The sequence below is a fragment of the Saccharopolyspora sp. NPDC047091 genome, from assembly GCF_040643635.1.
GTDB lineage: Bacteria > Actinomycetota > Actinomycetes > Mycobacteriales > Pseudonocardiaceae > Saccharopolyspora_C.
Genome location: NZ_JBEYUS010000029.1, coordinates 19,708 through 31,285, shown reverse-complemented (window position 1 = coordinate 31,285; position 11,578 = coordinate 19,708). Strand labels below are relative to the sequence as shown.

Annotated in this window: 14 protein-coding genes; 6 read left to right on the top strand and 8 right to left on the bottom strand. The window is 71.4% G+C overall.

Annotated features, from left to right (window positions below; all coding sequences use genetic code 11):
• The first annotated feature begins 411 nt into the window (after positions 1 to 411).
• Together ABZ805_RS15025 and ABZ805_RS15020 are read left to right on the top strand one after the other, a co-directional pair.
• Entirely contained in the window at positions 412 to 1,182 is a 771-nt protein-coding gene (locus ABZ805_RS15025; RefSeq protein ID WP_358439743.1) for a maleylpyruvate isomerase family mycothiol-dependent enzyme, read from the top strand.
• A gap of 32 nt (positions 1,183 to 1,214) precedes the next feature.
• Positions 1,215 to 1,892, top strand: a complete 678-nt coding sequence (locus ABZ805_RS15020; protein WP_358439740.1) for an MBL fold metallo-hydrolase — start codon at positions 1,215 to 1,217, stop codon at positions 1,890 to 1,892.
• A gap of 73 nt (positions 1,893 to 1,965) precedes the next feature.
• Here ABZ805_RS15020 and ABZ805_RS15015 read toward each other — a convergent pair whose 3' ends face one another.
• Together ABZ805_RS15015 and ABZ805_RS15010 are read right to left on the bottom strand one after the other, a co-directional pair.
• Positions 1,966 to 2,526 (bottom strand): hypothetical protein, encoded by a 561-nt coding sequence (locus ABZ805_RS15015; RefSeq protein WP_358439737.1) that lies wholly within the window; start codon positions 2,524 to 2,526, stop codon positions 1,966 to 1,968.
• A 27-nt stretch (positions 2,527 to 2,553) separates the two neighbouring features.
• The gene (locus ABZ805_RS15010; protein ID WP_358439735.1) at positions 2,554 to 3,414 is read right to left on the bottom strand and encodes a hypothetical protein; all 861 of its coding nucleotides are present in this window, start codon (positions 3,412 to 3,414) and stop codon (positions 2,554 to 2,556) included.
• A gap of 180 nt (positions 3,415 to 3,594) precedes the next feature.
• Here ABZ805_RS15010 and ABZ805_RS15005 point away from each other — a divergent pair, with 180 nt between their 5' ends.
• Both ABZ805_RS15005 and ABZ805_RS15000 read left to right on the top strand, forming a co-directional pair.
• Positions 3,595 to 4,215, top strand: a complete 621-nt coding sequence (locus ABZ805_RS15005) for an L-threonylcarbamoyladenylate synthase (RefSeq protein WP_224960126.1) — start codon at positions 3,595 to 3,597, stop codon at positions 4,213 to 4,215.
• 30 nt (positions 4,216 to 4,245) lie between these two features.
• The gene (locus ABZ805_RS15000) at positions 4,246 to 4,932 is read left to right on the top strand and encodes a response regulator transcription factor (protein ID WP_358439845.1); all 687 of its coding nucleotides are present in this window, start codon (positions 4,246 to 4,248) and stop codon (positions 4,930 to 4,932) included.
• A 118-nt stretch (positions 4,933 to 5,050) separates the two neighbouring features.
• Here the strand turns inward: ABZ805_RS15000 and ABZ805_RS14995 are convergent, their stop codons facing one another.
• Positions 5,051 to 5,590 carry a hypothetical protein gene (locus ABZ805_RS14995; RefSeq protein WP_358439732.1) on the bottom strand — a complete coding sequence of 180 codons (540 nt, stop codon included), beginning with the start codon at positions 5,588 to 5,590 and terminating at the stop codon, positions 5,051 to 5,053.
• A gap of 119 nt (positions 5,591 to 5,709) precedes the next feature.
• On the opposite strand from ABZ805_RS14995, the gene ABZ805_RS14990 reads away from it, so the two are divergent.
• Positions 5,710 to 5,841: a hypothetical protein gene (locus tag ABZ805_RS14990; RefSeq protein WP_358439730.1), complete on the top strand. Its 132-nt coding sequence runs from the start codon at positions 5,710 to 5,712 to the stop codon at positions 5,839 to 5,841.
• Complete coding sequence (locus tag ABZ805_RS14985; RefSeq protein ID WP_358439727.1) at positions 5,834 to 7,393, top strand: ATP-binding protein; 1,560 nt, start codon at positions 5,834 to 5,836, stop codon at positions 7,391 to 7,393. Before ABZ805_RS14990 ends, ABZ805_RS14985 begins: the two co-directional genes overlap by 8 nt.
• A gap of 339 nt (positions 7,394 to 7,732) precedes the next feature.
• Here ABZ805_RS14985 and ABZ805_RS14980 read toward each other — a convergent pair whose 3' ends face one another.
• The 5 genes from ABZ805_RS14980 to ABZ805_RS14960 all read right to left on the bottom strand — a co-directional run bounded on the left by ABZ805_RS14980 (position 7,733) and on the right by ABZ805_RS14960 (position 11,570).
• Positions 7,733 to 8,467, bottom strand: coding sequence for a hypothetical protein (locus ABZ805_RS14980; protein ID WP_358439724.1), 735 nt, complete (start codon positions 8,465 to 8,467; stop codon positions 7,733 to 7,735).
• 126 nt (positions 8,468 to 8,593) lie between these two features.
• Entirely contained in the window at positions 8,594 to 9,298 is a 705-nt protein-coding gene (locus ABZ805_RS14975) for a hypothetical protein (protein WP_358439721.1), read from the bottom strand.
• On the bottom strand, positions 9,291 to 9,875 hold the full coding sequence (locus ABZ805_RS14970) for a hypothetical protein (RefSeq protein WP_358439719.1): 585 nt from the start codon (positions 9,873 to 9,875) through the stop codon (positions 9,291 to 9,293). Before ABZ805_RS14970 ends, ABZ805_RS14975 begins: the two co-directional genes overlap by 8 nt.
• A gap of 245 nt (positions 9,876 to 10,120) precedes the next feature.
• Positions 10,121 to 10,834 (bottom strand): hypothetical protein, encoded by a 714-nt coding sequence (locus ABZ805_RS14965; RefSeq protein WP_358439717.1) that lies wholly within the window; start codon positions 10,832 to 10,834, stop codon positions 10,121 to 10,123.
• Positions 10,827 to 11,570 (bottom strand): hypothetical protein, encoded by a 744-nt coding sequence (locus ABZ805_RS14960; RefSeq protein WP_358439714.1) that lies wholly within the window; start codon positions 11,568 to 11,570, stop codon positions 10,827 to 10,829. Before ABZ805_RS14960 ends, ABZ805_RS14965 begins: the two co-directional genes overlap by 8 nt.
• Positions 11,571 to 11,578 lie beyond the last annotated feature (8 nt).

Sequence of the window (11,578 nt, the reverse complement as noted above, 5' to 3'; positions counted from 1 at the left end):
TTCGCTGGACGCGCCCGCCGGCACCGGGCCACGGCATCGGTCACCGCGGGCGACTCGGGCGGGGTTCCCCACCGCCTCGCGAGGTCGTGGTGCCCCTGGTCGGCCCGGTTCGATCGGGCACGGGCGCAGCACCGAGGGTATCGGCGCGGCCGCGCTCAGCGGTGTTCGGACGTCGCGCGGCCATGCTAAGCCGCACCCCCGACAGTGCCGCGTCGCCCCTGGTCACGTGCTGCTCCGGGGTGCGACGCGCGGCGGCGACCGGCGTTTCCGGGCCGCTCATTAGCACGTCCGTCCGCGACGATACGCAAATTCCCCCGGATTGGGCACTGTCGGGGGACACACCTCTGGCCCTACTCTCGGGTACTCCCCTGCCGTGTCCGGAAGCATTTCCTGCACACTTCAAGGAATCCGATGGCTGACACCGTTCTCGGCGCCGGCGGCACGCACGTGCCCACCGGAGCCGCGCACTCGACCGAACAGGTCACCGCCGCCCTGTCCGCGATCGAACGCAGCACCCAGCGCCTGCTCGAGGTGAGCGAGGAGCTGGACGACGCGAGCGTGCGACGGCCCAGCCTGCTCCCGGGCTGGACGCGCGCGCACGTGCTCACCCACCTGGCCCGCAACGCCGACGGGCTGCTGAACCTGCTGATCTGGGCGCGGACCGGCGCCGAACACCCGATGTACGCCAGCCCCGCCGACCGCGACGCCGACATCCAAGAGGGCGCGGTGCGCGGACACCGGCTGCTGGTGGAGGACGTGGTCGCCTCGCACGGCCGCTTCGCGCACGCCGTCCGCACCCTGCCCGCCTCGTCCTGGGGTGCGGAGGTCGTGGGCCGGGAACCGATGCCCGCCCACCACGTGCTGCGCAAGCGGCTGCTGGAGCTGTGGGTGCACCTGGTGGACCTGGACGGCGGCATCGGCTTCGACGACGTCCCCGAACCGGATGCCGAGCAGCTGCTGGAGGACGTGGTGCAGCAGTTCGGCGGCAGGCCCGACGTGCCCGCGGTGACGGTGGTGGTCGACTTCGCCGACGGCCGCACCCGGACCTGGGAGCTGCGCGGCACCACCGCCCCGCCCGCCCAGGTGCGCGGACGGCCCGGCCCGATGCTCGGCTGGCTGCTGGGCCGCACCGGATCCGAACGGCTGGAAGGGGACGCCCCGGCGCTGCCGGTGTGGCTGTGAGGGACCTCGCCGCGGAGCGATACGCTGCGCGCGTGGAGGCATACGAGCAGTACACCGGCCATGTCGAACCCGACGGCGCCCCCGCCAAGCGGGTCCTGGACGCGCTGACCATCACCAAGGTGTCGGTCGGCCCGATGGACAACAACGCGTACCTGCTGACCTGCCGCAGCACCGGGGACGCGCTGCTGATCGACGCGGCGAACGACTCGGAACGGCTCGCCGACCTGCTGGGCCACGACGACGACCGGCCGCGGCTGCGCACCATCGTCACCACCCACCAGCACGGCGACCACTGGCAGGCGCTGGGCGCGGTCGCGGGCCAGACCGGCTGCTACACGCTGGCGCACCCCGCGGACGCCCGGGAACTGCCGGTGCCGCCGGACCGCCTGGTGGACCACGGCGACGTGGTGCCCGTCGGGGACGCCGAGCTGCAGGTCATCCACCTGCGCGGGCACACGCCCGGCTCGATCGCGCTGCTCTACCGGGACCCGGCCGGGCACCCGCACCTGTTCACCGGGGATTCGCTGTTCCCCGGCGGGATCGGCAAGACGGGCTCGCCGGAGGACTTCGCCTCGCTGCTCGACGACGTGGAGAACCGGATCTTCGCCGAGCTCCCGGACGACACCTGGTTCTACCCGGGCCACGGCGACGACTCGACCCTCGGCGAGCAGCGCCCCCACCTCGCGGAATGGCGCGAACGAGGCTGGTGAAGCACGGCGCGGAGCGGGCAGTCCGAACCCCGGACGGCCCGCTCCGCCCAGGCTCGAACGACCGATGCGCCCCTCACCGGCCGCAGTCCAGAGACACCGCCAGAACGGTGCCGTCAGATCCGACGGAGATGGCGTCGCGAGCGAACTCCTCATCGAGGATGTCGTTCCGCCAACGCTCCCCGACTCCTGGCGCCGAACGCAGGTACGAACCGAGCCGCTGACCCGCGAGCTGCTCGTACAACCCGGATTCGAGGCCGCGGTGCACCACGAACCGCCTGCCGTCCGGCAGCGGAAGCACCGAGCGGGTACCCATCACGCGCAGGCCACCGCCGAGATCGAACCCAGTGGCCGCGTCGTCACCCGAGATCGAGGTCTGCTCTCCGAGGCCGATGAACCCCCCACGTGGGCGAGGCGGCCGGTAAGTGGCCGCGGTCCGGCCCGCACCCGCGAACAGCAATGCCGAGGCCGCGCCGAAACGCGCGAGGGCGTGGGAGAACCACTTCCGGCTCGCCTGCGGGATCTTGAGGACCCTCGCCTCTGCAGGAAAGGACGGTTCGGACGGGTCGGGCTCCGCTGCGTCGCCGGGAGCTGTCCAGTCGAACAGGGCCGGCTCGTCGACGGCGTCGTCCTGCACCTCGTCGGCATCGTCCTGCTGTTCGGGTTACGGCCGTTCGGACGTGAACGGTTCCGGAACCTCGCCGAGTTCCTCGTTCAACTCGCGTTCCAGCTCGTCGGCACTGCCCGACCACAGCTCGTCCTCTCCCGGAGGATCGAGCACGTGCACGGTGATGCCGGACTGCTGCAGGCAGGACGCGACCATGAGCGACGGCAGGCAGCCGCGACCGGCGATCTCCACCGACCGGACCTGGACGCACGCCTTCGCCAGCTGATCGACCGCGAGCGACTCGCTGCCGTGATTGCCCTTGCACTCGAGGACTACGATCTTGACCGCGCCACCGTTGCGCGGGTGGCCGATCAAGAAGTAGTCCGGGCGAACTCGGACACCGCTCGCTTGGTGCACCGCCCCCACACCGGGAATCCCCGAGCGGAGCGCGACGTCGGCATCCACTGCCTGGAAGGCCAGGCCGGGATACTGCTCGCCCAGCACGTGCCGCGCAACGAACAACGCCAGTCCGATGCCCAGGTATTCGGATTGGGCGACCTTGTGGTGGTGTACGACGGAACCGGCCGCCGCAGCCGACAACGTCATGCGCCCGCGGCGCGGGGCGAGGGTCGCGCAGTAGCGCAACTGCGCCCACAGCCTCGCCGCGTCAGCGAAGACCGGATCGTCGAAGAAGGTGGTCGCGACCCCCACCTCCCGCAGAACGTGAACCGGGGCGGTAGGCAGCGTGTCCGGGACCTCCACCGGAACGGGCCACTTGCGGAGCCTAAAGATCTTCTTCCGCTCTGTCCGCTCGAAGCGAAGCGCCGCTCGATTCACCTTGTCGACCAGTTCTCGGGATGAGACCAGATTCAGATTCCCCGAGATGCTCAGAGCACGCATCACTTCACCGAAGTCCATGATCCCCGCCCTCCCCGGTCGGAAGGGACGCTACGGCTACTCGCGCGACACCAACAAGATCCGTCCCCGGCGACCACCGATCTGGCGGCCGCTCGATCAGAGCAGTCCGCCGGCCCGCCGATCCGGGTGTCATCGCGGGGTGGTCTGTCGGAGCGGGGCCGGTGATCCTAGGCTCGGTGGATGGCGAGGTACTACGACGTGCACCCGGACAACCCGCAGCGCCGCACGCTCGGCCAGGCGGTCGACCTCATCCGGTCCGGCGGGGTGATCGCGTATCCCACCGACTCCTGCTTCGCGCTCGGAACCGGGCTGGACAACAAGGACGGCGTGGAGCGGATCAAGACCATCCGCAAGCTCGACGACCGGCACCACTTCACGCTGGTGTGCGAGAACTTCGCGCAGCTGGGCCAGTTCGTGCACATCGACAACTCGGTGTTCCGGGCGATCAAGGCCAGCACCCCGGGCAGCTACACCTTCATCCTCCCGGCCACCAAGGAGGTGCCGCGGCGGCTGATGCACCCGAAGAAGAAGACCGTCGGCATCCGCATCCCGCAGCACGTCACCGCGCAGGCGCTGCTGGCGCAGCTCGGCGAACCGCTGCTGTCGAGCACGCTGCTGCTGCCCGACGAGGAGGAACCGCTCACCCAGGGCTGGGACATCAAGGAGCGCCTGGACCACGAGGTGGACGCGGTGCTGGACTCGGGTGACTGCGGCACCGAGCCGACGACGGTCGTCGACTTCTCCAGCGGCGAGGCGGAGGTCGTGCGGTACGGCGCGGGAGATCCCGAGCGGTTCGAGTGACCCGCCGCGGGTGCTGGCATGCTGATCGGCATGCGGGTGCTCGTCGTCGAAGATGAACGTCGCGTGGCGGAGGCGCTGCGCACGGGGCTGGAAGCCGAGGGCTGGGCGGTGGACGTCACCGGGGACGGCCTCGACGCGCTCCGCCTCGCCGCCGACACCGAGTACGCGGCGATCCTGCTGGACATCATGCTGCCCGGCCTCAACGGGTACCGGGTGTGCGAGCGGCTGCGCGCGGCGGAGGACTGGACGCCGATCATCATGCTCACCGCGAAGGACGGCGAGTACGACGAGGCGGACGCGCTGGATTCGGGCGCCGACGACTACGTGACGAAACCCTTCTCGTACGTGGTGCTGCTGGCCAGGTTGCGCAACGCGATCCGGCGCCGCGCCACCGCCCGGCCGCCGCTGCTGCGCGTCGGTGACCTGGTGCTGGACCCGGCGCGGCGCAGCTGCGCGCGCGGTGACCAGGACATCTCGTTGACCAGCAAGGAGTTCGCGGTGCTGGAACTGCTGGCGCGCGGCGGCGGCCAGGTGGTGTCCAAGCGGCGGCTGCTGGAGAGCGGCTGGGACTTCGCCGCCGATCCGGACGTGAACCTGGTCGAGGTGCACATCAGCGCGCTGCGCCGCAAGATCGACAACCCGTTCGGGCGGCGCAGCATCCGCACCGTCCGCGGCCACGGCTACCGGCTCGTGCCGGACGGCGGCACCGAGAGCTGACCGGGCACCTCGGGCGCACGGCGGCGCGCCGGGCGCGGACCCCCACGTCCGCCACCCGGCGCGCTCGACCCGGGACGTCGTCCCGGCACCCCCTCCCGGCCAGGACGGCCGACCCCGATCAGCCGATCGGCGCGACGCCCGCCTCACCCGCCGGGACGCCCGGCGCGTCCGAGGGGACGCCGGGACGGCCCGGCTCGGTCGGCAGCGGCGGGATGGTGTCGCCCGGCGCGGGTGCGGGCACGCCCTCGGAGGGCGGGCCGTCCGGGATGCACGGCACGGTGTCGTCGGCCTCCGCGGCCGCGATCCCCTCCACCGGCGGCACACCCGGCTCACCCGACGGAACGCCCTCGACCGGCGGCACACCCGGCTCACCGGACGGGATGCACTCGATGGGCGCGGGCGGGCCATCCGGGATGCACGGCACGGTGTCCTCCGCCGCGCGGTCCTCGATCGGTGCCACGCCCGGCGCACCGGCCGGGACGCCCTCGATCGGGGGGACGCCCGGCTCACCGGAGGGGATGCATTCGATGGGCTCGCCCTGCACCGGGGCGGGAACCGGCGCCGGGGTGGCCGCGAAGGCCGTGCCCGCGCCGCCGAGGCCGAGCACCACGGCGCCGGCCGCGAGGGCGGCGGCCCGAACGATTCGCGTCTGTCGCATCTGCTGAGAACTCCTCTGGTCCGGTTCGCCACGGGGTGTTTCCGCGACGAGGACCACGATGGCGGGCCGAGCTGAAGCGGAGCTGTAGCAACCTGAAGATCGCTTCAGGTGCGGGTGGCATGCTGATCCGCATGCGGGTGCTCGTCGACCAGGACCACCGCGGCGCGCGCACGCCGCGCACCGGACGCGGACCGCGGCAGCGGCCCGCCGCGAACGGGTCGCGCACCCGGGCCGGGGGCACCGGTGCGTGACCCGCTGCGGCTGCGGCGCCTGTCGATCCGCGCCCGCACCACCCTCACCGCCACCGGCATCGTCGCGCTGGCCACCGTCGCGATCGGCCTGTCGCTCATCGGCTACCTGCACGGCAGGCTCACCGAGGAGTTGGACGCGGCGTTGAACGAGCAGCTCAGCCACGCGCGGACGGCGGTGCTGGCCGGGGTGGAACTCCCGGTGCGCACCGACGACGTCACCGTGCGGGCGATCCCCGCGGGCGCCGACTCGGCCCGCCCCGTCCCGGAACCCGGGGAGCAGCCGGCCCCGGACACCGGTGGAGAGCCTGCTCCGGACTCCGGGGTGCCGTCCGCCCCAGGCTCTGGGGTGCTGTCCGCCCCAGGCTCCGGCGTGCCGTCCGCCCCGGACACCGGGGTGCTGTCCGTCCCGGACTCCGGGGTGCCGGTGGGCCCGGACGCCGCCGAACCGATGAGCCCGCTGGACGACCTGCTCCCCCAGCCCGCGGAACCGCTGAGCACCCCGGACACGGGAGTCCGGGCCGACGAGCGCGGCAGCGGTGTGGAGCACTCCGGCGAGGAACCGGTCGCACCGCTGCGCACCGCTCAGGCCACTGTCGACACTCCCGGCGGGACGCAGACGCTCGTCGCCACCGCCTCCACCCGTTCCGTGCAGCGCGCCACCGAGGCGGCCACCACAGGGCTGCTGGTCGGGATGCCGGTGCTGCTGGCCGTCGTCGCCGCGCTCACCTGGTTCAGCACCCGCCGCGCACTGCGCCCCGTGGAGGCGATCCGGCACGAGTTCACCCGGCTGTCCGCGCACGACCTGCGCGGCCGGATGCCCGTCCCGGGGAGCGGCGACGAGATCGCGCGCCTCGCGCTGACCCTCAACGACACCCTGGACCGGCTGGACGATTCGGTGCGCAGGCAGCGCCAGTTCGTCGCGGACGCCTCGCACGAGCTGCGCAGCCCGCTGGCCGCGCTGCGCACCCCGCTGGAGGTGGCGCAGGCGCACCCGGAGCGGGCGGACTGGCGCGGCATCACCGACGGCACCCTCGACGACCTGGACCGGCTGGAGCGGCTCACCTCGGACCTGCTGGCGCTGGCCCGCATCGACGGCATGCCGCACACCCCCGGTGAGGCGCTGGACCTCGGCTCGCTCGCCGCCGACACCCTCGAACGCAGGCCGCCGACCCACCTGGCCCGGCACGCCGAGATCGAACCGGACGTGCTCGTCGACGGGCACCGCACCCACCTGTCGCGGCTGATCACCAACCTGCTCGACAACGCCGAAGCCCACGCCGAGCACCGGGTGTCGCTGAGCCTGCGCGTCGAGGACGGACGGGCGCGGCTCGACGTCCTCGACGACGGACCGGGCGTGCCCGCCGAATCCCGCGAGCACGTCTTCGAACGCTTCGCCCGCCTCGACACCGCCCGCGCCCGCGAACGCGGCGGCGCGGGACTCGGCCTGGCCCTCGCCCGCGAGATCGCCCAGCTGCACCACGGCACCCTCGCCATCACCGACTCCGACCGCGGAGCCCGCTTCACGGCGACGTTCCCGCTGGCGGACGCCTGACCTCAACGACCGGCGGACTTCCCGGCGTCGACCTCCGCGACGTAGTTCCGGGTGTCCGGCAGCGCATCGGTCGCCCGGCCGGGGCTTCGACGAAGGCCCACGTGAGACGGGGCATCGCCCGCTCGTCACCCCGCCGAGGGCCAGAGGTGATCAGCGATCATCCGCGACCATCCACATAGGACTTCGTCACGTGCGGCCACCCGCTCGTGCGGAGCACCCCACCAACGACGTGGGACAACGTCGTCGACGTCGAGATCAGGAATTTCCCGTGCCGGCCCACGTCGTTCGACACCAGCGCAGGAGCGCGGACCCGCCCCGCGCGGGCAGCCGGGTTTCATCTCATCCCCGAGCGCCCCGCAAGTACGCCCGCATAGACTCGGCCATCAGGGCGGCGCCGGACGGCAGGTGACCTTCCAGCGCGAATCCGGAACCGTCCTGCAACACCAGCGCGCACTGCGTCGGCCGGTGCTCCGGTCCGACGACCCGGCAGTCCGCGATCTCCGCGCGCTCCAACGTGAACCAGGGCGTCACCGGATCGCACTGCAACCGCTCACCCGGCGCGTTGGCACCGAACTCCTCCGGCAACGTTCCGACCAGCGCCCGGCCGACATCACCCCACCCGTGCCCGAGCTGACGCCACCCACCAGGACCGGTATCCACTGCTGCACGCCGGGGACCCACCAAGATCCCGAACCGATCAGGTGTCAACACCCACAGCACATCCCCCACCGAATGGCCCTCCGGCGGATCCGTCCGCACCAGCGCGACTGCTCGGCACTCCCGCCCGGGCCCGAACACCGTCAACCCCTGCAACGGTTTCCGGGTACCGCTGCCGCCATCGTCGCCGCCGCCGAAGATCCCGGTCAGCACGCCCGCGGCCACGGTGTCCCCGACCTTGCCGACCGCGCTCCCGAACCTCCTGCCCAACCCGGGCTTCGGCAGGCCGTACTCATCGCAGCCATCGACCCGGAAAGCCGTGCCACGCGTCCACAACGCCCACACGACCGGCTCACCCGGCTCGCACCACCACCGGCGAGCCACCAACGACGCGCCGAGCGCCTCGGACACCGACATCGAATTCCTCCCTCAGAGCACCGCCGTCTCGTCGGACGTGGCAGTCGGTACGCGCGCCAGCGACGCGCCCCGCCGCTCCACCACCGACATCCGACCCCTCCTGCTGAGTTGTGCTCGACCGGTCTCTCAGCGGGCGGTGGGGAACTCGGCGGAGTAGCCCTCGGCTCCGCCGTTGCGGATGAACAAGCAGGAGCCGTCGGTGAAGTCGACGCGCAAGAACGGGGCCCGCGGGATGCTGCGGCCCAACGGGGCCCAGCTCATCGACCCGATCCGAGCCAGCGGCACCTCGAAGTGCGACACCGCAGCCTTCGCGTCCTTGCGGGAAGCGAGACCCTCCGCGGCCTTCTGCACCTGCGCCGCCGCCGACCGGGCCCGGCCCAGCCAGCCCTTGCCCTCCGGCTCCGCCGGGCGCTCGGCGATCTTGCCCTGCTCCACCACCACCGCGAGCCGCGCCGAGCTCAGCGCCACGAACGCAACCCCCGGCATCACCGCGAGATGATCGGCGAACCGCACCGCGTCCAGCCCCGGCTCCGCACCGAACGCCCACCACACCACCGACGGGTCGTCGGCCCACTCGTCGTCGCGATATCCGCCCGACGACACCAACTCGCTCGGCAGCGGCCACGACGGGGAATCCACAGTAGACGGGTCTACATCGGACAACGGCTCGTGCGGCAACCGGGTCCGCCCGGACACCACCGAACCCGCATAGCCCTGCTCCGGCAACAACACCCAGATCAGCGACTCGCCCTCACCGAGCCATTCCTCCGCCAGCTTCGCCTGCCACTTCTCCCGCAACAGCTGCTGGTCCAACGGCGACAAGTCAGCCACGAGCACCCCGCATGAATCCCTGCACGCCTTCAGCCATCAACCGCGCACCCTCCGGCGAACGCGCGTTCAACGCGAAGCCCGAACCATCCTGCAACGTCAACACGCAATGCGCGGCATTCCCCTGCACCACCGGCTGGCACTCGGCGAACTCCGCACCGGTGAAGCTCAACCACTCCACCATCCGCTCCGGATCGATCCGCTCCCCCGGCGCGTTCCGGCCGAACTTCTCCGGCTCGGTACCCACCAGGATCCGACCCATCCCGCTCAACGTCTCACCCCATTCCCGCAACGCACTGGGCTCCTCCCGTTCCACCGGAGCAGGACGCCCCACCGGAATCAGCACCCCGAACCGACGCGGCGTCAACACCCACACCTGCTCGATCGCCGAAGCGTCCGCAGGACGCTCCGAGTTGTGCAACTGCACGGCACCGCACTCCGGAGATCCGCCGAGAACGGTCAGGTCGTAGACCCTCTTCGTCTCGTTCGGGCGCACTCCCGCGTCATCTCCGCCGCCGAACACCGCCGTGCCCAACACCGTTGCCGCCGACAACCCCGCCCTACCGACGGCGCGGCCCACCGACGACGCGGACGACCGCCGCTTCCGTTCCTCGGGAGGCAGCGGACGGCCGTACTCGTTGCAGCCCTCCACCCGGAACGTCCGACTCGCCACCTGGAACGCCCACACGATCGGCTCATCCGGCCCACACCACCAACGCCGAGCCACCAGCGCAGCCCCGGCCTCACCTGAGACGGACATGCTCATCCATTCGCCGATGCAGGAGTTCTCGGTCGCTCCATACCGTGCTCGTGTTCCGGAAGTGCTCAGGAATGGCGGAGGGAACCGGACTTGTCCACGTAGTCCCCTGCGGTCCTCTTGCGGATCAACAGCGTGGACCGGTCGGTGAAGCTCACTTCCAGGAAGTGCGCGGGAGGAATCGACCGTCCCGTTCGACGGGAGGCCACCGCCGCGATGTTCTCGATCGGCACCTCGAAGTAGGAGACCGGCAGCTTCGCGTCCTTGCGCGATCCCAAGCCTTCCGCGGTCTTCTGCACCTGCGCGGCGGCCGCCCGGGCACGGCCGAGCCACCCCGTGGCCTCTTCATCCGGCTGCGAATCGTCGTCGATCTTGCCCTGCTCCGCGACCAGCGCCAGCCGCGCGCTGGTCAGCACGAGCACGACGTTGCCGTGCGCAGTCGCGACATGATCGGCGAAGCGGACCGCGACGCGATCGGCCACATCCGCCAGTGCCCACCACACGACCGACGGGTCATCCGCCCACTCATCGTTCATGCAGGTTCCGGACGTGACCGGATCGCTCGGCAGCGGCCAGTTCGGCTGACACTCCACCCACTGCCGCGTACCTGGAGCCGGGATGTGCGGCGCGGTCATCCCGCCGGCCACGATCGATCCGGTGTAGCCGCGCATGGGGAGCATCAGCCATGCCACGGACTCACCGGACTCCGTCCAGTTGTCGGCGAGCCGCGTCTTCCACTCGGCGATGAACCGATTCTTCTCCGCAGAGGACAGGTCACGCACGTCCACTCCACTGTCGTCCTCGGGCGAACGCCTGCACGGCGTCCGTCATCGCGTCCACATCCCGGGAATACATGCCACGCACGGCGAAACCCGACCCGTCTCGCAGGACGATCTCGCAGTGAGTGGGGCGATTCTTCACCCCCGCCGAGCGGCACTCGGCGATATCACCGGGGCCCAGCTCGAACCAGGAACCCAGCGTGTCCGCATTCATCGGGGCACCGGCTTCATTCGCGCCGAATCCGCTCGAAGCGAGCACCGAGCGCCCCACTTCTCCCAAACCCCGTGCCACACCTCGCCAACCGGTGGGAGCCGGATCATCCGCAGCCGTCTCCTCCGGCAGCGGAACCAGGACTCCGAGACGGCGCGAGGTCAACACCCACAGGCTCTCCGTCGGTGGTGCCGGAGGCGGCGACTGCAACGACCGCACCGCATCGCACTGCGGCGACGAACCGAACACCCGCAAATCCTTTTCGGGCGGACCGCTGCGGTTCTTCTCGTACCGCTCGTTCCCCTCGGTCATCGCCGTCAGCGCAAAACCCAGGACACCGATCCCGACCTTGCCCGCCGCACCGGCCAATCGCTTGCCCACGCCCGACTTCGGCGCACCCGACGCATCCAGCCCACCGACCTCGAACTCAGTGCTGGTGACCCGAGTCGCCCACCACACCGGCTCATCCGGAGCGCACCAACCGGCACGCGCCGCAAGCGACGCGCCCAACCGCTCCACCACCGACATCCAAACCC

Coding starts and splice junctions, on each gene's coding strand:
- ABZ805_RS15025 (WP_358439743.1), top strand. CDS start 412: ATGGCTGACACCGTTCTCGGCGCCGGCGGCACGCACGTGCCCACCGGA.
- ABZ805_RS15010 (WP_358439735.1), bottom strand. CDS start 3,414: ATGGACTTCGGTGAAGTGATGCGTGCTCTGAGCATCTCGGGGAATCTG.
- ABZ805_RS15005 (WP_224960126.1), top strand. CDS start 3,595: ATGGCGAGGTACTACGACGTGCACCCGGACAACCCGCAGCGCCGCACG.
- ABZ805_RS15000 (WP_358439845.1), top strand. CDS start 4,246: ATGCGGGTGCTCGTCGTCGAAGATGAACGTCGCGTGGCGGAGGCGCTG.
- ABZ805_RS14995 (WP_358439732.1), bottom strand. CDS start 5,590: ATGCGACAGACGCGAATCGTTCGGGCCGCCGCCCTCGCGGCCGGCGCC.
- ABZ805_RS14990 (WP_358439730.1), top strand. CDS start 5,710: ATGCTGATCCGCATGCGGGTGCTCGTCGACCAGGACCACCGCGGCGCG.
- ABZ805_RS14980 (WP_358439724.1), bottom strand. CDS start 8,467: ATGTCGGTGTCCGAGGCGCTCGGCGCGTCGTTGGTGGCTCGCCGGTGG.
- ABZ805_RS14960 (WP_358439714.1), bottom strand. CDS start 11,570: ATGTCGGTGGTGGAGCGGTTGGGCGCGTCGCTTGCGGCGCGTGCCGGT.